Genomic DNA, 17,763 nt, shown 5'->3' with positions numbered 1-17,763 from the left:
TTACCACTCTCCCTCTTTTGATTGTAACTCTTGTAACCCTTTTAACAGTGTAGCAGGGGCTGGGTGCATAAAATTATCTCCGTTAAGGTAAACAATCGGAAGCTTTTTAGTTGTCTCTAACACGTGACACGTTGTTGCTTTAGAGTAGGGTACAAAGCCAAATATAAAGTCGATTTTCTCTTTTTCTATAAACTCGTTGAGTTCGTTAAGGGTAAAGTTTCTCACTTTTTTTGCATTGTCGACCACTTTAAAACCGCATTGTGAAAAAAGATCGCCCAGATAGGTGTTTTTCCCGTAGGAGTAGATATCTTTTGAACAGGCAGATAAAAGAAGCACTTTTTTCTCTTTGGCATCTATTTGTTTTGCAAGTGAATGATAGCTCTTTTTAAAGCGTGCTATTTTCTCTTGTGCATCTTGCAGATCTAAAGCTTTGGCAACTGTTTCTAGGTTTTCTTCGATCTCGTGCATTGAATGAAAACCGCGGAGAATAAAGCTTTTACTTTTTTCAGGGGTAATTGTTTTAAGCGTTTGCGGTTTTGTCCACTCAGAGGTAAAGATAAAGTCTGGTTCAAGCTGCTTAATGGCATCTTTATCGGGGTTTATAACTTTACCGGTTCTTGGTGTATTTTTTTTCACCGCTTCATCATAGATACTTGCACCCACTATACACTTTTGCAGATCAAAAAACTCCAAAGTATGAGTGATGTATGGGCTTTGAGAGACTATCGCTCTATTTTTACATTGGGTGTAGTGGAGTAAAATATTTTTAAAATCATCAATAAAATATACAAGTCTGTTGCTTGGAATCCCGGCATATTTTTTATCTATGATGTAGATAGAATCTGTATTTGCGGCATTGACTGGAAGTGCTTTCCACGGGTTAATGAGATCCTCTCTTGTGAGGTGTTTTTCTTTCATAGAGTGAGCAAGTAGGATCACGATGTCCGGATTTGTCGCCACTATGTTTTCGGCATTTAAGATAGGCTGTCCCTTGCGTGAGCTTTGCAGGGCATTTGTATTGCCGCTTGCCACAATGATATCGTCAAAGTAAAGGTTTTGTCCCGCTACGAAAACTCTTGAAGCTAACGATGTATTATGCCCGATAACAACTAACACTTTTTTGTTAGCAGTTATGTTTTTAAGGCTTTGAAGGGCTTCGTTTATATCTTGGATGATCTTATTTGCTTGCTCTTGCTTTTGAAGTAAAGTTCCAAGTTCAACAATGGAGTGTTTGATATTTTGCAAAGTATCTATCTTTACAATTTTTGTTTTGATCCCGAGCTGTTGTAGTTTTTGGCTGAGTTTATAGTTGTTTTTCTGCATAATTACAACAGTCGGGTGCAGTGAAACAATCTTCTCTAAAGAGGGGGAGAAGTAACCTCCCACCTTTGTCACTTTTTTTGACTGCTCGGGATATGTACAGTACTCGGTATTGCCTACCACCTCACCTCCACTTCCAAGAGCGAAGATGATCTCGTTGATCGAAGGCGATAGTGCGATAATACGCTCAGCTCCAAAGAGGTTAAGGGTAAAAACAAGCAATAGCACTGCAAATATTTTCAATCGTTTCATCCTCTTTAGTATCTATAACTTACACCGAGATATGTGCTTCTCTGGGCCGTTGCATACCCGTCAACCACTTGATAATCAGTATCTGTTATATTATCGACTTTGAAGTAAGTTGTAAAGTTTTTGTCTATTTTGTAATTTGCTACGAAATTTACCAGAGTATAGTAGCCTGTTTGTACCCCCTGGTTATTGTCTCTGTCAAAACGTGAACCGATATACTCCCCGTCAACTCCAAGTTGCAGTTTTTGCGTCGGATAGTATGCAAATGCAAATTTAACCGTATCCTGCGGTCTTCTTCTTAAAGCCTCTTTATCTTCGTTCTTTGCATCGAGGTAGGTATAACTGATATCTGCCAAGATCTCATCTGTAAGGTACTCTTTGTATCCAAGCTCAAAACCTTTGAGAATAGAAGTCCCTTGAATGTTATTGTATTTACTGATCGTAAAATCATAGTCGATCATGTTTTTGACTCTGTTGTAAAAGTAAGTCGCTTTAAACCCTTTGTACTCAATTGTCGCATCGAAAGATGTCGTATCTTCGGGTTTGAGGTTTTCATTTCCGTAGTATGAGTAGAGGTTGTAGAGAGTAGGAACATTATACGCTGAACCGATATTTGCAGAGAATGAGAGAGTTTTATATTTTTTAGAGTTGTATTTTACCCCCGCTTTTCCCGTTGTTTTATCATCAAACATATCGTAGTGATCGTAACGCAGGGCTTCAGTCAAGATAATTTCGCCATTATCTGTTTTAAAAATATTTGAGTTGGTGATTGTACCTGCCTGGTTTTTATATTTTTCATTCAGATCATTTTCGTGCTTAAACGTTTTATAATCAAGTGCGATCAATACAAAATCTTTTTCATCATAGCCGATTTTTGAGTTTGCTCCGTACTCATAAACACTTCCGTTATAGTGAGAAGTCGGATTGTCTGTAAGATATTGTCTGTTAAATATTGATCTTTTTGCGTAGAGTTTAAACTCGTTAAAACTGTCAATATGATCAAAAGTAATTTGCCCGAATGAATCGTGGGTTACATCTTCACCGTATTTATTTGCTTCGATTGTATCGTTAGAATCGTAAGGATCGTACTCTGAATAGGCATCAATGCGAGTATAAGAGAAGTCAACTTTATTTGTCTCATTAAATTGAAAACCGAGCTTTAGATCAGATGTGATGTTCTTATAGCCGTCAGCTTCATAGTCATCTACGTTTTCACCTTTTGGCACTTTTGTGGAAAAACCGTCACTTGTCAGTATCTGCGAAGCTGCTTTTACATAGTAAGTGTCAGTTTTGTAGGAGAGGTTCAGGGCATGTTTTTGCGTGTTGTAGTTGCCGTATTCTACATTAGCACCGGCATGGAACCCTTTTTCTGCCGACTTTGTGATGATGTTGATAACACCTGCACTTGCATCAGCTCCCCAGATACCGGATTGTGCCCCTTTGATCACTTCGATTCTCTCAATATCGGAGATCATTAAATGTCCAAAAGGTGCACCGTCAAGCCCTGTCAAGTCGTTGTAACGGATTCCGTCTATTAGAACTAAAACTCTTTTAGAATCAAAACCTCTAAGATAAACAGAGGTTGCTTTTCCGAGTCCGCCGTTGCTTGAAAAATTGATCCCTGAAAGAGAGTTTAGCGCTTGTGTAACGGTTGTAAAACGGCGCTCTTCGATCTCTTCGGCAGTGATCACTTCAGTATTTGCCGTGACGTCATGAAGTTTTTGCTCAGTATTGGCCGCAGATGTAACTGTAATAGATTCTAGGTTTATATCTTGAGCAGTTAATTGGCTTGTGAAAGCGATACATAGTAGTGATAGTTGTAGTTTTTTTTGCATGAAAATTTCCTGTATTTATCTATTTTTTTTAAAAGGATTGCACAGTAAAATCTTGTCCGTTTTCGGCTACACATTTTACAAATGTGTGCTTGTCAACGGGATTTTCTGCGTTTAAAATACAGGAGGAGAGGCAATTTGTACACGTAAGGGTTTCCCGCTTAGCGTACAAACAGAAGAAACAAGAGCAATGATCTTCAGCTGCGATATGTATGCTTGGATCGCTGCTAATGTAAAATAGTTTTTACCGAAACCTTTAGGTCTATACATAGCCCTCTCCTTAAAATTTAGCGAATTATAGTGAAAAAGTTATAAGAGGAAACAAAGTTTTTACAATTAGGATAAAATACGGTTATGAAATTATCACACCTCAAACAGATCGTAGAATATCTCAAACAATTTAAAAAAATAGCAGCTATCCATCGTGTGAACGACACAATTATCAAGATCGCTTTTGACAGAGATGATGAGATCTATTTTAATATGACCCGCTCAAACTCCAGCATTTTTAAATGTAAAGAGTACCCTAGAAGTAAGGTCTACAACGCTCCTTTTGACGTAATCCTTGCAAAACGGTTTAACCGCTCAAACATTTTAGGTGTAGAACTTCTCAATGATGACAAAATTATCCGTTTTAAAACATCGATTGCTTCGGCATATAAAGAGGAACTCACTTATCTGCAGCTAGAATTTACAGGAAAGTACACCAATATCATCGTTTTAGATGAGAACAATATTGTTCTTGAGGCATTGCGACATATTGACCTTTTCTCATCATTCCGTGAAGTAAGAGTGGGGCAAAAACTTTTAGATATTCCACAGGCACCGTTTATTGCAAAGGAGTATCCGATTGAGGATGTAGAGAGCTTTTTATATGGAGTGTACGATAAAGAACAAGAGCAAAAATTAGCATCTTTGAAAAAACAAAAGATCAGCTCTTTAGAGAAAAAACTCAAAAAACTTGAAAAGCTTTATAAAAAACTCGATTCTGAAGAACTTTTGCAGGCTCAGGCGAGTGAGTTTGAACATCTGGGGAACTTGGTACTTGCAAATGCGCAGAACATCAAGCCTTATGTGAAAAAACTAGAACTTAACGATTATGACGGAAGTGTCAAAGAGGTGGCTTTAGAGAAGCAGTACCCCAATGCATTTTTAATCAGCGAATCGTTCTTTACAAAGAGTAAAAAAGCGAAGCAAAGAGCAAGACATCTTCACATTGAAGAGGAGTCTTTAAGAAGCAAGATAGAGCATACAAAACTCTTTATCAATACCGTTTCCCAAGCGAAAGATACGGCAAAAATAGAGTTACTCTTTCCAAAACAGATACAAAACAAGAAGATAAAAAAAGATGAATCGATCGAGACTTTTTGGATCGAGGGTTATAAAGTGCAGTTGGGGAAAAATGAAAAAGGGAATATCAAGCTTTTAGAGAGTGCTAAAGCAAAAGATATCTGGCTCCATTTAAAAGACAGACCTTCAACTCATGTTATAATAACTACAGATAAACAAAGTCTTCCTGAGCGGATCATCAAATCGGCGGCAAGATTATGCGTAGATTTTTCAACCGCTTCAAAAGATAAGTTTTTGGTCGATTATACCCCTCGTAGGGAAGTAAACATCCAAAACGGGGCAAATGTTCTCTACAATAAGTATAAAACGGTAGAGATAGATACCCGAGAATAGGAGAAGGTTATGGCTGTTGGACCGATAGGAAACGCAATTTTTGTCAATCAGATGACACCGGCAGCGACTACTGTGCAAAATGCACACAATAATCGTGTGGACTTTCAAAACATGATTGCTCAGTCTCAAGTGCAAGATAAAGAAAAAGAGGTACTTGAAGTACGTCCTACAGAAGAGAATCAAGCAGTTGATCCCGATCGTGAACATACAAAAGAGGAAGCGGATCAACAAAATAAAAGAAGTAAAAAACGTCTAATAGAAGATGAGGAAGAGGAAGAAACATCACCACCTCCAATCCATAAATTAGATATTAAAGTGTGATAGGTTATAATAAATCATATTTTTTATAGGATATCTTTCATGGTAAGTATATTTGAAGAGCATAGAGAACGAATTGTAACTGGTTTAGCACTTTTAGCAGCAGTATTGCTCATAGGGTTTATAGATAACTTTTTCTTAATGTGGCTAGTTCTTGGTGGTGTCTATATTTTAGCATTTAACGAAGCGATCAAGCTTTTTGGTGTTGAAAAAGATGGTTTGCTAATTTATGCAATAGGTATCTGGTTAGTTGCAGGTGTATATCCGTACGGAGACGACCTTTTTGTCTTAGCCGGTGTAGCATATGCAGGTGCTGTAGCGTATAACAAAGAGCTTCCATGGAAAGACTTCTTACCGTTTATCTATCCGACTGCAGGGATGCTTTTTATACTTACTATGTACCAAGAATACGGTGTAATGTCACTGCTTTGGCTTTTAGCTGTTGTAGCCCTTACTGATGTAGGTGCATACGCGGTGGGTAAAGGTATCGGTCATACACAGTTTTGTGAAACATCTCCAAACAAAACGATGGAAGGTGTTGTAGGCGGCATAACGGTTGCTACTTTCGGCGGACTTTTTTTCGGTTTGACTATCGTTGATTTTACTGTAGCGTTTTTTATCTCATTTTTTGTAGCAGTATCTTCTATCTTCGGAGACCTTTTTGAATCTTCTTTAAAACGTGCAGCGGGCGTAAAAGACAGCGGAGATATATTACCGGGTCACGGCGGAGTACTTGACAGAATAGACGGTTACCTTTTCGGTGCAATCGTGATGTTGGTATTACTACGCGGCTTAGTATAGTAGATGGTACTTTTAGGCTCAACAGGCTCGATAGGGGTCAATGCCCTCATCGTTGCTAAAAAGTTTGGTATCGAAGTTGAGGTACTAGTTTGCGGCAATAACATACAACTTCTTAACGAGCAGATACAAGAGCATAACCCTAAAGTGGTAGTTGTTGGGAATCAAGATGCCGTAAAAGATGTTAGGCATTCGAATGTTCTTTGGGGTGAAGATGCCATCTTAGAGGTGATCGAAGCTTCAAAAAGTGAATTGGTTGTCAATGCCCTTGTAGGTTTTTTAGGGCTGCGTCCAACGTTAAAAGCATTAGAATGCGGGAAAAAAGTTGCATTAGCAAACAAGGAATCTCTTGTTGCGGGTGGAGCTTTTATAGATACTGCGAAAATTCAACCGATTGACAGTGAACATTTCGGGCTTTGGTATCTGTTGCAGGATAGAGCTGTAGAGAAGATGACTATTACGGCAAGCGGCGGGGCTTTTCGTGACTGGGTGATCGAAGATATTCACAATGCTACTTTAGAAGATACACAAAGACATCCAAACTGGTCTATGGGACAGAAAATCACGATCGACAGTGCTACAATGGTGAACAAGATGTTTGAACTTCTTGAAGCAAGATGGCTCTTTGGTGAAGGGCAATATGATGCAATCATTGAAACAAAGTCGCTTATCCATGCATTAATAGACTATAAAGACGGCTCAACCACTGCACACTTTGCAAATGCTTCTATGCAGTTGCCGATAGCGTATGCGTTAAACAAGAACTGCAATGAGAAGATCTTGGACCATGTTAATCTTCTTGAAGTGGGAAGTTTAGAGTTTAGAAAGATTACACCTGAGCGTTATCCTGTTTGGGAGATAAAAGAGGATCTGCTGAAAAATCCGGAATACGGTGTAGTAGTAAATGCTGCAAATGAAGCATCAATTGAGCGTTTTATTGCTAAAGAGATAGGTTTTACGGATATTAGTAAAAATATTATCAAAGCATATAATCACTTTAAAGTAAAACCGAAAAGTATTGAAGATGTATTTGCTTTAGATAAAGAAGTTCGAGCGTTTATCCACGCTAATTGTTAGGGAAAAAGAGATGATTTTAAGTATAGAAAGCAGTTGTGACGACAGTGCTATAGCGATCACTGAGATCGAAACAGGGAAACTGGTTTTTCATAAAAAGATCAGCCAAGAGATAGAGCATAGTGTATACGGCGGAGTAGTTCCTGAACTAGCAGCGCGTCTGCATGCCGAGACACTGCCGAAGATTTTGGAGCAAACAAAACCGTACTTTTCACAACTTAAAGCCGTAGCGGTAACATCTTCACCGGGACTTGCCGTGACATTGATCGAGGGTGTAACGATGGCAAAAGCTATCTCGATCGCACTCGATATTCCGATTATCGGAGTAAATCATCTTGTAGGACATATCTACTCGTTGTTTATAGAGAAAGAAACAACTTTCCCTTTAACTGTTTTACTTGTTTCAGGCGGACATACGCAAGTGATGGAAGTAAAAAGTCTAACGGAGATTAAGACTGTCGCAAAGTCTATGGATGACAGTTTCGGTGAGAGTTTTGACAAGGTGGCAAAAATGATGGGACTGGGCTATCCCGGAGGCCCACTTATTCAAGAGTTGGCAAAAGAGGGTGATAGACTAAAATACAACTTTACAGTACCGCTTCATCAATCTCCTCTTATCGCTTTTAGTTACTCGGGACTCAAAAATGCAGTAAGACTTGCAGTGGAAGAAGCAGGGGAAAATAAAGAACTTTACAAAGATATAGCAGCATCGTTTGAGCATATTGCTACAAAACATTTGACTATGAAACTCAAAAAATATTTTAAGTCAAATCCTCCAAAAAGATTAGCTATAGTCGGAGGAGCTAGTGCAAACTTATATCTTCGTTCACAAATAGAAGCGCTTTTAAAACCGTATAATGCACAACTGCTTTTAAGCGAACTTCAATATTGTTCAGATAATGCGGCAATGATAGGAAGAGTTGCACTCGATATGTACAAACAAGGGGACTTTTCGGAACTAAAAGAGTTAGATATCTCCCCAAAAAGCCAATTATAATGAACTTTTTACACTATTTTTTTAAAAATAGATATATGTTCTTAGTGGCGCTGAGTTTCTTTTTTCTATTTGAGATAGTAATTATTTCAACTGTAAAGTATTTAGAAAATATTGACAAGTCACATTTCTTGGAAAATAAAACAAAAGAACTTAATGTTCAAATGCAGATGGGGAAACACTATCTCAGCGAGATGGCAGAGGTTCTCTATGATACGATGGTTTACGATCCGAAAATTTCAGAGATTATGCATCAAGCCACCATAACAACAGATCTTCAAAAAGAGGCTTTATTAAGAGCTGAACTCTATCAACTATTACAAAAAAAATATGAGTATATGAAGAAACTGGGTGTAAGACAATTACACTTTCATGCCCCGGGTGCTGTAAGTTTTTTACGATTTCACAGAGTTGAAAAATTTGGGGACTCTTTAGCAGGTATTAGAGAATCTCTAATGTATGTGAATAAGTCTAAAAAACCTGTGGAGTGTTTTGAAGAGGGTAGAATTTTTAACGGATTTCGTCATGTTTATCCTCTTTTTTATAACAAAGAGTTTGTCGGCAGTGTAGAGATATCTTACTCTTTTAAAGCATTTTTAAATCATATGTTAAAGATAAACCCGAATGCTTCTTACCTTTTTCTGATGAATCAAGAGGTTATTGACACGAAAGTATTTGATGATGAAAAACGTAACTATATTAAAAGTGATTTTGATGGATATAGTATAGATAAAAATACTTTGAACAATAATATGGGAATCTCTTTGGATGAGATATTTGCAATTAATAAAAAAATATCAAAACGGATCTCAAAAGATTTACAAAAAAAAGAAAATTTTACTGTTGATACATTTATAGGTCAGTTGCAAAATAAAAGTGTACTAGTAAGTTTTATAGGGATTAAAAACTTTGAAGAGAAAAAAGTAGCATATATGGTTGGATATAGCTACAGTGTAACAATGGATATCTTTAATAAAAGAGCTACACAGATGGCATTACTGTTAACATTTGTAAATGTTGTTTTAACTCTTTTACTTATTATACTTTTTAGAAACGAAAAGCTCAAAACACAACGTGCTTCAGAAGAGGCGATTCATGATCCTCTCACCGGAGTACTCAACAGAAGAGGATTTGATAATATTTTGGATTATAAGGCCTCTATCTCAAGAAGATATGATTCAGATATGAGTGTGATCTTTTTTGACATAGATCATTTCAAAGAGGTGAATGATAGTTACGGGCATGATATAGGCGATACTATTCTACAAGAGATAAGTGATGTAATTAAAGCCAATATACGAGAGAGTGATATTTTTGCGAGATGGGGCGGGGAAGAGTTTATTTTAGTTCTGCCGCAAACATCTATGCAAGAGGGTGTTATTTTGGCAGAGAAGTTACGAGCGGAGATTAAAAGATACCATTTTACAAAAGTGGAAGCACTTACATGTAGTTTCGGTGTTACACAACTACACGATGATGAATCGGTAGATGAACTGCTTAAACGTGCAGATGAGCTTTTATATCTTGCCAAGACAAAGGGGAGAGATAGGGTAGTAAGTGATACGGAAAGAAGCACCAATCTTAAATATAGCTTATGAAGTACTATTCTATTTTTTAATAAGAGTAAAATTATCCTATATAAAATATACTTCTCGTACAAAAACGCAAACAGCGTGAAAAATTAAAACTAAGGAGCCGAAATGGCAACTACAAAATTTAAAGGTACAGACGTAGAGTTATTAGGAAATCAAGTAAATGTTGGAGATAAAGCTCCAGAGGTAACAGTTGTTAATTCAGATGGTTTAGGTGATGTAGTAGTTGGTGGTGCACAAGGTGTAAAACAACTTATCATCGTTGTTCCTTCTTTAGACACTGGTGTATGTGCTACTGAAACTCGTAACTTCAATGCAAAAGCTGCTGAATTAGAAGGTGTTAAAACTACTGTTGTATCTATGGACCTTCCATTTGCTGCTGGTAGATTCTGTTCTGCTGAAGGTATTTGTAACTTAACTGTTGCTTCTGACTTCAGAAACAAAGATTTCGCTAACGCTTACGGAGTACTTTTAGGTGGTTCTGTTTTAGCAGGTGTAACTTGTCGTGCTATCTTCGTTGTTGATGAAAACGGTGTTGTAACTTACAAAGAAATCGTTCCAGAAATTACTGAAGAACCAGCATACGATGCAGCTTTAGAAGCAGCTCAAAAATAATTTTTCTTTTATAAGAAACTTCCTCTATTTTGGGGTCTTTTTTAAGACCCCTTTTCCCATTTAACCCCAAAAATTAAGAAATCACTTTTAAAACTCTGATATAATAATAGTAAATTTAAAAAAGGTTTATTATGAAAAAAATCATATCTACTTTGGCGATAGTATCTGGTTTAGCTACTGTTGCAAGTGCAGATTTTGCAAGAGTTGAAATGGGTGTCGGTGCTTGGGGACAAGAACCTGCAGGTGGCATTACATATCAAAATGGTCCAGCAACAGGTAGTTACACAAGTAATGAAACTAAAAAAACATCAGCTTATGCATGGATGCTTGTAAAACATCCTATTCCGGTAGTACCAAATTTAAGACTTGAATATTCAAGTGTTGAAGATAAAGGTAGCGTAGATGGAACTTTCAAAGACTTTACTGCTAGCAGTGTTACGACAGGATCATTTAAAGTAGACCAATATGATGTAATTCCATACTATAATATCCTTGACAATACTGCTTGGATCACATTAGATTTAGGTTTAGATATTAAAGTATTAGACTCTTCATTTAAAGCTGAAGGTGTAAATGTAAATGGTGTTGTGGGACTTAGTGATTATGAAGATAGTGCATTATTAGCAGTACCGATGGGATATGCAAGAGCACGCGTAGAGATTCCTGCTACAGATATCGGTATTGAATCAGATATAAAATATATCACGTACAGCGGTTCAACTCTATCTGATTTTAGAGTAAAAGTTGACTATACTTTTGATATCACTCCTGTTGTACAACCTGCTATAGAAGTTGGTTATAGAACACAAAGTTATGTAATAGAAACAGATGATGACAAAACAAAAGTAGATATGAAATTTTCAGGTGTTTACGCAGGTTTAATGCTACGTTTCTAATCTTTTAGAGTACCTTTTTTCCAAGGTATTCTTGATCGAGGATTATTATTTCACATTCAAGTGAGATATCAAACTCCTCTTTCACCCTTTTTTGTGCCTCTTTTATTAAATATATTGCATCCTCAAATTTACCATTGCCGTAATTTACTAAAAAATTGGCATGTTCATCACTAAATGCCATATCTCCAACTCTTAAACCTTTAAGCCCTACTGCTTCGATCAGTCGTCCTGCATAATCACCTTGGGGATTTTTGAAACAACTTCCCGCTGAAGGTGTAGAGGGTTGGTTTGAGCGCATCTTTTTAAACATCTCTACTTTCTCTTCATCAAAACCGTATAAAAGTTCAAAAGTCGCTTCCAAAATAGGTTCGTTGATATTTGTAGTTCTGTAGCCGTATTTTATTTCATCTTTTGTTTTTACACCCTCAGGTGTCGTTATATCAATGAGATGGTTAAAGATCTCATACTCTTTCAAACCGGCATTCATGAAAACCAAACCACCGAGTTTTCCCGGCAGATGTGAGACAAATTCAAAGTTGGCAATATTGTGTTTTTTACAATATGAGGCAATTTTTCCCGATGGTGTAGCACCGCCTATTTTAAGTCTGTTGTCTTCTATTTTTATATAGTCAAACTCTTTTCCAAGGATCATAAGGGAAGGTGGATTGTTGCCAACAAGTGTGTTATTGCAAGAACCGATGAGATAAAAATCTTTGTAGGAGGTATCCCCTTTTTCAAAAACAGCGACATCAATCAAGCCGCCTATTTTAAAAGAGGAATAGTTTTTAAAGTTTATTGTTTTACGTTGCATTACTCTACAAAACTGGGGATGAGATTAAAGACGTGTAAAGAGAAGTCACGCATCTCATTGATCATCCAAGGCATAGTTAAAACGATGATAATAACAACACCGAGAATTTTAGGGATAAAAGAGAGGGTCATCTCATTGATCTGCGTTGTCGCTTGAAAAATAGAAACCATAAGCCCAAGCAGCATACCTACGAGTAGGGCGGGAAGAGCTAGTATAAGTGCTATTTTAAATGTTTCAACACCAAGGGCAATGAGCTTTGCTTCCATTTTATGAGTACCTTAACTCTTTATATTCTGTAGGGATGAGATAATCTTCTACATGTACAAGTTTATCATAAAAACCGTGGTTATAACCGATTTCAAAAAGTTTATCGATCGCTTTATATTGGATCTCGCTCAAACTTACACTCTCATCGTTGGCATAAAGTTCAAGATATTGATCGAGTGTCGGAGCATCTATTCTTACAAGATCACGCTCTAACAACATTTTTGAGAGTCTCTCTTTATGTTTACGAGCTACATCGACCGCTTTTGTAAGGGTTGCTTCATATTCGATAGCTTTATTAAGAGGAATTGAACGGCGAATAGCCATTCCACCTAGAGGTAATGGTAAATCACCCCCTGATAGTTCTTGCCAAATATCCCACATTTCACGTTCAACTTCTAACTCTTCATTATATGTGAGGATAGATTCATGGATAAGTACACCTGCATCTACCTTCCCGTCAAGGACTGCTTGCTCAATATCTAAAAAGTTCATATAAGTGATACGGGCATCAGGGTAAGCTATACGAAACAGCATAGCATTTGTAGTGTGTTTTCCACTAAGTGCCACTTTAAAATTTCGTTTGAGTTTTGTCCCTTTTTTCTTAATGATTTTAGGACCGTACCCCTCACCGAAGCTAACAGCCGTACGAAGCGGTGCATATTCGTTTGAGATGTGTGGATAGAGTGCAAAGCTTATAGCTACAATGTCATACACGCCGTTTAATGCATCCTCATTAAGAGTTTGAATATCTTTGGCAATATTGTCAAATTGAGTATCTTTCATATCTACCCAGCCAAATTTTATGGCGTAGTACATAAAGATATCGTCGGCGTCTGGTGAGTGTGCTATAAGTGTTTTTTTCATAAAAAAGATTTTAGCCCAATCAGACTAAAAAAGCACTTACGTTAAACTATTTAGTACAATATATCTTTGCTCTTTTTTTATACGATTCCAATGTAGTTTTTGCATATGCATCATCACGCATTTTTTCTTTATAAGTTTTTATTTTCCCTTGAAATATTTTACATAGCTCCGCATCATATTTAGGATTTTTTGTCTCTGAAGCTGAGAGAATAAGTGGGGTAAGAACTAGAAGAGTAATTGAGATTTTTTTCATAATGAGTCCTTTGATGAAAATATGTCTTAATAATACATCAATAAAAAAGATAAGTCAAATTAATAATAATTATCATAAAAAATATTAGTTTTAAAATATGACAATTTGTCATATTAATATTAAAAACAAAATAATTTATATATAATTTCCCAAAATTAATAAAAGTGAGCATAAGATGGATGCAAACAAACAAAAATCACTAGACTTAGCAATCAAGCAAATAGATAAAGCATTTGGTAAAGGTGCTTTAATGCGTCTTGGAGATAAAGAGTTCGAACCTGTTCAAGCAATCTCTACAGGTTCTTTAGGGCTAGATCTTGCTTTAGGTATTAACGGTGTACCTCAAGGGAGAGTTATAGAGGTATATGGACCGGAGAGTTCTGGTAAAACAACTTTAGCATTACAGATCACTGCTGAATGTCAAAAGAACGGCGGAGTGTGTGCTTTCATAGATGCGGAACATGCTTTAGATGTTGTATATGCAAAAAATCTTGGTGTAGATATAGATAACCTTTTAGTATCTCAACCCGATTACGGTGAGCAGGCTTTAGATATTGTTGAAACAATTGCAAGAAGCGGTGCAGTTGACCTAATCGTAGTTGACTCTGTTGCGGCACTTACTCCAAAAGTGGAACTTGAAGGTGAGATGAACGATCAGCAAGTTGGTGTACAAGCGAGACTTATGTCAAAAGCATTAAGAAAGCTGACGGGTGTACTTAACAAAATGAACTGTACAGTTATCTTCATCAACCAAATTCGTATGAAGATCGGTATGATGGGTTATGGCTCACCTGAAACAACTACAGGTGGAAATGCTTTAAAATTCTATGCATCTGTAAGAATCGATGTTCGTCGTATTGCTTCACTAAAACAAGGGGAAGCACAGATCGGTAACCGTGTAAAAGCGAAAGTTATTAAAAATAAAGTTGCACCACCATTCCGTCAAGCTGAGTTTGACATTATGTTTGGTGAGGGGATCTCTAAAGAGGGTGAACTTGTTGATTACGGTGTAAAACTTGATATTATCGATAAAAGCGGTGCATGGTTTAGTTACGGTGAAACAAAACTTGGGCAAGGTCGTGAGAACGTAAAATTGAAGTTCAAAGAAGACCCTGCATTAGCACATGAAATTGAAGAAAAAATCAAAATTGCTATGGGAATGAGCTCACTTATGACTATGGATACATCAGAGATAGCTGAAATTACAGAGGATGATGCAGAGGCATAAACTAAGATTTAACCAAATTTCGCTAAAATTGCATAATTAAATATACTAAAAGGCAAATATATGTTTATAGATGATGTAAGTGCAATAGAAGTTATGGATTCTCGTGGTAATCCAACTGTAAAAGCTACAGTGAGACTAAGCGACGGTACTGTAGAGAGTGCAGTTGTACCAAGTGGAGCTAGTACTGGTAAACGTGAAGCTTTAGAGCTTCGCGATGGTGGTGACCGTTATATGGGTAAAGGTGTATTACAGGCAGTTGAAAATGTAAACACTCAAATCTCTGATGCATTAATCGGAATGAGTCCGTATAACCAAGCTATCATTGATGCTACAATGAAAGAGCTTGATGGAACTGACAACTACGGAAACTTAGGTGCAAATGCAGTTTTAGGTGTATCTATGGCTGTAGCTCGTGCAGCAGCTGCAAGTTTAAATATTCCATTATACCGTTACTTAGGTGGTGCTAACGCTATGGTTATGCCGGTACCTATGTTAAATATTATCAATGGTGGAAGCCATGCTGATAACTCTGTTGACTTTCAAGAGTATATGATTATGCCTGTAGGTTTTGAGAACTTTGCAGACTCTTTAAGAGCATCTGCTGAAGTTTACCATAACCTCAAAAAGATTTTAAAAGATAAAAATCACAATACTGCATTAGGTGATGAGGGTGGTTTCGCACCGGATCTTAGCTCAAACGAAGAGCCTATCCAAGTTATTATGGAAGCTATCGAGAAAGCTGGATACAAAGCTGGTGAGCAAATTGCTATCGCTTTAGACGTTGCTTCAAGTGAACTTGTAGTAGATGGTGGTTACAGACTAGAGTCTGAAAACAGAACAGTTACTTCTGAAGAGTTAGTAGCTTACTATGAAGACTTATGTGCTAAATATCCAATCGTATCTATCGAAGACGGTTTAAGTGAAGATGATTGGGACGGTTGGAAAATTCTAACTGAAAGACTTGGTGATAAAGTACAACTTGTTGGTGATGACCTTTTCGTTACAAATGCAAATATTTTAGCTGAAGGTATCCAAAAAGGTATAGGTAACTCTATCTTAATCAAACCAAACCAAATCGGTTCTGTAAGTGAGACAATGTTAACTGTTCGTCTTGCACAAAGAAACGGTTACAAATGTGTAATGTCTCACCGTTCTGGAGAGAGTGAAGATGCATTTATCGCAGACTTTGCTGTAGCACTTAACTGTGGTGAGATCAAAACAGGTTCAACTGCACGTGGTGAAAGAACTGCAAAATACAATCGTCTTTTAGAGATTGAAAACGAAGTATTTTACGGTGAGTACTTAGGTTCTACACTTTTTAACTAAGAGTTGTCATGCAAAATGAGGAGCTTTTTGAAGAGATAGATAACGAACAGAATGTTGTTCAAAAATATCTAGGCTTGTCTCTAAAAAAGTTCTTTATACTTGTATCTGTAGTTATAGCTTTTGGTATATATTTAGGTATTATCCTCTACGGTACAAACTCCGTGGAGGTTTTGCTTAATCTCCAAGATTATGAAACTTATCTGCAAAATGAAGTTATCCGACTCAAATCAGAAAATGCTGAACTCCAACGTGAATATTTTGAACTCAAAGAGATTTCTGCACAGTAAAAGTTAGATTTGTGATATAATATTTACAAAAAACAGGCTTTTAATAGATGTATAGGTATATTCTTCTTTTTTCACTTTTATTTTCTACACTTTTTTCAAGAGAAAACCCTTTTTTCCCGATTGAATCTGATGATATTCCACTAACAACAAATCAACTTGAAAAAGATACTCCACTAAAACGTGCGAGTGTGAAACTCCCTTCAACTGCAAGAACTATTGAGAGTGTAACTATTAGTTATAAAAACCTTGATGGAAGTATTCACGAAAAAACGATAGAGTTGCAAAACAGTATTGATTGGCATTTACCTGTTTTTATAACGCAAAATTATCAAGATGAAACGGTAAGTAAAGTTCAAAAAGTTGAAGAACCGAAAAATAAAAAAACATTTAAAGAGATCGCTGCACTTCCATTTATAAAGTTTACGATCTATAAAAATGAGATAATATTACAAACAAAAGATAAAATGCTCAGAAAGTTTTTACTTGTAAATCCTCATAGAATTGTGTGCGATTTTCAGAGAGAGACAAGTATTAGAAGCTATGTAAAAAAAGTTAAAAATGAAGATGTTACACAGATAAAAGTTGGTACCCATAAAGGGTATTACAGAGTTGTAATAGAGTTAGACGGAAGTTATCGGTATAAAATTACTCCCGAAAAAAATGGATACCGTTTTACACTTAATTAAGTTGGATTAAATGAGAAATATTATTTTTATTGTTCTTTTTTTTACGACTCACTTGTTAGGAAATGAAAGTCTGAAAAAAATGAGTGTAAAAGAGAAGAAAAAAAGATTTTATTCTCTTGTTATACCTGTAGTAGACAAAGTGTATGAGCAGAGATACAAACTCTATGAAGATGTTAGTCAAGAGCTTAATACTACTAAAGATAGTACGAAAATTGAAGAACTAAAACAATACTACAAAGTAACGACAGACCAAGAGTTATTGATGTCGTTAAAACCACAACCAAAAAGTATGGCTATAGCTCAGGCTGCAATGGAAAGCGCATGGGGAACTTCACGTTTTTTTAATATGGGTAATAATCTTTTTGGTATGTGGAGTATAAGTTCCAAAGAAAACAGAATAGCAGCAAATGTGAAAAGAGATAATAATACAACGGTTTGGGTAAAGAAATATGATTCTTTAGAGGAGTCTGTTCGAGGATATTACATCACTTTATCCAAAGGTAAGCAGTATAAAAAGTTACGAGAACTAAACTACAACAGTAATGATGTGTATGAAGTTATCCAAGGCTTGGATAGATACTCGGAACGTAAAGAAGCTTATGTAGATGAAATAGGCAGTATCATAAGATACAATAAGCTGACAAAATATGATAGAAAGTAAGAGTAGTCT

20 protein-coding genes are annotated in these 17,763 nt (G+C 36.5%); 13 read left to right on the top strand and 7 right to left on the bottom strand.

The genetic code is table 11. The annotated features are described in order from the left end of the window. The 3 genes from QWY88_RS05855 to QWY88_RS05845 form a co-directional block, all read right to left on the bottom strand. Window positions 1–1,563, bottom strand: coding sequence for an ABC transporter substrate-binding protein (locus QWY88_RS05855; protein WP_304545039.1), 1,563 nt, complete (start codon window positions 1,561–1,563; stop codon window positions 1–3). 14 nt (window positions 1,564–1,577) lie between these two features. Continuing rightward, window positions 1,578–3,404, bottom strand: coding sequence for a TonB-dependent receptor plug domain-containing protein (locus tag QWY88_RS05850; RefSeq protein ID WP_304545037.1), 1,827 nt, complete (start codon window positions 3,402–3,404; stop codon window positions 1,578–1,580). Between the two features lie 111 nt (window positions 3,405–3,515). Then, the gene (locus QWY88_RS05845; RefSeq protein WP_304545035.1) at window positions 3,516–3,671 is read right to left on the bottom strand and encodes a hypothetical protein; all 156 of its coding nucleotides are present in this window, start codon (window positions 3,669–3,671) and stop codon (window positions 3,516–3,518) included. Between the two features lie 84 nt (window positions 3,672–3,755). Between QWY88_RS05845 and QWY88_RS05840 the strand changes: the two genes are divergently transcribed. From QWY88_RS05840 to QWY88_RS05805, 8 genes are all read left to right on the top strand, one after another. Beyond that, on the top strand, window positions 3,756–5,084 hold the full coding sequence (locus QWY88_RS05840) for an NFACT family protein (RefSeq protein ID WP_304545034.1): 1,329 nt from the start codon (window positions 3,756–3,758) through the stop codon (window positions 5,082–5,084). 9 nt (window positions 5,085–5,093) lie between these two features. Beyond that, the gene (locus QWY88_RS05835; protein ID WP_304545032.1) at window positions 5,094–5,405 is read left to right on the top strand and encodes a hypothetical protein; all 312 of its coding nucleotides are present in this window, start codon (window positions 5,094–5,096) and stop codon (window positions 5,403–5,405) included. Between the two features lie 39 nt (window positions 5,406–5,444). Further along, entirely contained in the window at window positions 5,445–6,203 is a 759-nt protein-coding gene (locus QWY88_RS05830; protein ID WP_304545030.1) for a phosphatidate cytidylyltransferase, read from the top strand. Window positions 6,204–6,206: 3 nt separating this feature from the next. Next, window positions 6,207–7,277 carry a 1-deoxy-D-xylulose-5-phosphate reductoisomerase gene (gene dxr / locus QWY88_RS05825; protein ID WP_304545028.1) on the top strand — a complete coding sequence of 357 codons (1,071 nt, stop codon included), beginning with the start codon at window positions 6,207–6,209 and terminating at the stop codon, window positions 7,275–7,277. Between the two features lie 10 nt (window positions 7,278–7,287). Continuing rightward, complete coding sequence (gene tsaD, locus QWY88_RS05820) at window positions 7,288–8,271, top strand: tRNA (adenosine(37)-N6)-threonylcarbamoyltransferase complex transferase subunit TsaD (RefSeq protein WP_304545026.1); 984 nt, start codon at window positions 7,288–7,290, stop codon at window positions 8,269–8,271. Between the two features lie 35 nt (window positions 8,272–8,306). Further along, a complete protein-coding gene (locus QWY88_RS05815; protein WP_304545023.1) occupies window positions 8,307–9,866 on the top strand; it encodes a sensor domain-containing diguanylate cyclase in 1,560 nt (519 codons plus the stop codon). Between the two features lie 102 nt (window positions 9,867–9,968). Beyond that, complete coding sequence (gene tpx / locus QWY88_RS05810) at window positions 9,969–10,475, top strand: thiol peroxidase (RefSeq protein ID WP_304545021.1); 507 nt, start codon at window positions 9,969–9,971, stop codon at window positions 10,473–10,475. Window positions 10,476–10,606: 131 nt separating this feature from the next. Then, window positions 10,607–11,371 carry a TIGR04219 family outer membrane beta-barrel protein gene (locus QWY88_RS05805; protein ID WP_304545019.1) on the top strand — a complete coding sequence of 255 codons (765 nt, stop codon included), beginning with the start codon at window positions 10,607–10,609 and terminating at the stop codon, window positions 11,369–11,371. A 4-nt stretch (window positions 11,372–11,375) separates the two neighbouring features. Here QWY88_RS05805 and QWY88_RS05800 read toward each other — a convergent pair whose 3' ends face one another. Genes QWY88_RS05800 through QWY88_RS05785 form a run of 4 tightly spaced genes read right to left on the bottom strand, consistent with a single transcriptional unit; the run spans window position 11,376 to window position 13,566 of the window. Continuing rightward, window positions 11,376–12,182, bottom strand: a complete 807-nt coding sequence (locus tag QWY88_RS05800) for a UDP-N-acetylmuramate dehydrogenase (protein ID WP_304545017.1) — start codon at window positions 12,180–12,182, stop codon at window positions 11,376–11,378. Beyond that, entirely contained in the window at window positions 12,182–12,448 is a 267-nt protein-coding gene (fliQ, locus tag QWY88_RS05795) for a flagellar biosynthesis protein FliQ (protein ID WP_304545015.1), read from the bottom strand. Before fliQ ends, QWY88_RS05800 begins: the two co-directional genes overlap by 1 nt. A 1-nt stretch (window position 12,449) precedes the next feature. Continuing rightward, window positions 12,450–13,313, bottom strand: a complete 864-nt coding sequence (locus QWY88_RS05790) for a menaquinone biosynthesis family protein (protein WP_304545013.1) — start codon at window positions 13,311–13,313, stop codon at window positions 12,450–12,452. A 46-nt stretch (window positions 13,314–13,359) separates the two neighbouring features. Continuing rightward, a complete protein-coding gene (locus tag QWY88_RS05785; RefSeq protein ID WP_304545012.1) occupies window positions 13,360–13,566 on the bottom strand; it encodes a hypothetical protein in 207 nt (68 codons plus the stop codon). Window positions 13,567–13,741: 175 nt separating this feature from the next. On the opposite strand from QWY88_RS05785, the gene recA reads away from it, so the two are divergent. From recA to QWY88_RS05760, 5 genes are read left to right on the top strand one after another with little or no spacing between them, the layout of a single operon-like run. After that, window positions 13,742–14,794: a recombinase RecA gene (gene recA, locus QWY88_RS05780; RefSeq protein WP_304545010.1), complete on the top strand. Its 1,053-nt coding sequence runs from the start codon at window positions 13,742–13,744 to the stop codon at window positions 14,792–14,794. 60 nt (window positions 14,795–14,854) lie between these two features. After that, the gene (gene eno, locus QWY88_RS05775) at window positions 14,855–16,120 is read left to right on the top strand and encodes a phosphopyruvate hydratase (RefSeq protein ID WP_304545008.1); all 1,266 of its coding nucleotides are present in this window, start codon (window positions 14,855–14,857) and stop codon (window positions 16,118–16,120) included. A gap of 8 nt (window positions 16,121–16,128) precedes the next feature. Continuing rightward, the gene (locus QWY88_RS05770) at window positions 16,129–16,407 is read left to right on the top strand and encodes a hypothetical protein (protein WP_304545006.1); all 279 of its coding nucleotides are present in this window, start codon (window positions 16,129–16,131) and stop codon (window positions 16,405–16,407) included. Between the two features lie 47 nt (window positions 16,408–16,454). Next, window positions 16,455–17,093: an AMIN domain-containing protein gene (locus tag QWY88_RS05765; protein WP_304545004.1), complete on the top strand. Its 639-nt coding sequence runs from the start codon at window positions 16,455–16,457 to the stop codon at window positions 17,091–17,093. Between the two features lie 10 nt (window positions 17,094–17,103). Further along, window positions 17,104–17,754, top strand: coding sequence for a glucosaminidase domain-containing protein (locus QWY88_RS05760; RefSeq protein WP_304545002.1), 651 nt, complete (start codon window positions 17,104–17,106; stop codon window positions 17,752–17,754). The last annotated feature ends 9 nt before the right edge of the window (window positions 17,755–17,763 follow it).

Source organism: Sulfurimonas sp. hsl 1-7 (assembly GCF_030577135.1).
Lineage (GTDB): Bacteria > Campylobacterota > Campylobacteria > Campylobacterales > Sulfurimonadaceae > Sulfurimonas > Sulfurimonas microaerophilus.
The sequence above is the reverse complement of the archived record's forward strand: the minus strand, read 5'-3'. Positions and strand labels throughout refer to the sequence as shown.

Excerpts from the sequence above, each read along its gene's own strand:
- QWY88_RS05850 (WP_304545037.1), bottom strand. The coding sequence starts at position 3,404 with ATGCAAAAAAAACTACAACTATCACTACTATGTATCGCTTTCACAAGC.
- QWY88_RS05845 (WP_304545035.1), bottom strand. The coding sequence starts at position 3,671 with ATGTATAGACCTAAAGGTTTCGGTAAAAACTATTTTACATTAGCAGCG.
- QWY88_RS05840 (WP_304545034.1), top strand. The coding sequence starts at position 3,756 with ATGAAATTATCACACCTCAAACAGATCGTAGAATATCTCAAACAATTT.
- QWY88_RS05835 (WP_304545032.1), top strand. The coding sequence starts at position 5,094 with ATGGCTGTTGGACCGATAGGAAACGCAATTTTTGTCAATCAGATGACA.
- QWY88_RS05830 (WP_304545030.1), top strand. The coding sequence starts at position 5,445 with ATGGTAAGTATATTTGAAGAGCATAGAGAACGAATTGTAACTGGTTTA.
- dxr (WP_304545028.1), top strand. The coding sequence starts at position 6,207 with ATGGTACTTTTAGGCTCAACAGGCTCGATAGGGGTCAATGCCCTCATC.
- tsaD (WP_304545026.1), top strand. The coding sequence starts at position 7,288 with ATGATTTTAAGTATAGAAAGCAGTTGTGACGACAGTGCTATAGCGATC.
- QWY88_RS05815 (WP_304545023.1), top strand. The coding sequence starts at position 8,307 with ATGTTCTTAGTGGCGCTGAGTTTCTTTTTTCTATTTGAGATAGTAATT.
- tpx (WP_304545021.1), top strand. The coding sequence starts at position 9,969 with ATGGCAACTACAAAATTTAAAGGTACAGACGTAGAGTTATTAGGAAAT.
- QWY88_RS05805 (WP_304545019.1), top strand. The coding sequence starts at position 10,607 with ATGAAAAAAATCATATCTACTTTGGCGATAGTATCTGGTTTAGCTACT.
- QWY88_RS05800 (WP_304545017.1), bottom strand. The coding sequence starts at position 12,182 with ATGCAACGTAAAACAATAAACTTTAAAAACTATTCCTCTTTTAAAATA.
- fliQ (WP_304545015.1), bottom strand. The coding sequence starts at position 12,448 with ATGGAAGCAAAGCTCATTGCCCTTGGTGTTGAAACATTTAAAATAGCA.
- QWY88_RS05790 (WP_304545013.1), bottom strand. The coding sequence starts at position 13,313 with ATGAAAAAAACACTTATAGCACACTCACCAGACGCCGACGATATCTTT.
- QWY88_RS05785 (WP_304545012.1), bottom strand. The coding sequence starts at position 13,566 with ATGAAAAAAATCTCAATTACTCTTCTAGTTCTTACCCCACTTATTCTC.
- recA (WP_304545010.1), top strand. The coding sequence starts at position 13,742 with ATGGATGCAAACAAACAAAAATCACTAGACTTAGCAATCAAGCAAATA.
- eno (WP_304545008.1), top strand. The coding sequence starts at position 14,855 with ATGTTTATAGATGATGTAAGTGCAATAGAAGTTATGGATTCTCGTGGT.
- QWY88_RS05770 (WP_304545006.1), top strand. The coding sequence starts at position 16,129 with ATGCAAAATGAGGAGCTTTTTGAAGAGATAGATAACGAACAGAATGTT.
- QWY88_RS05765 (WP_304545004.1), top strand. The coding sequence starts at position 16,455 with ATGTATAGGTATATTCTTCTTTTTTCACTTTTATTTTCTACACTTTTT.
- QWY88_RS05760 (WP_304545002.1), top strand. The coding sequence starts at position 17,104 with ATGAGAAATATTATTTTTATTGTTCTTTTTTTTACGACTCACTTGTTA.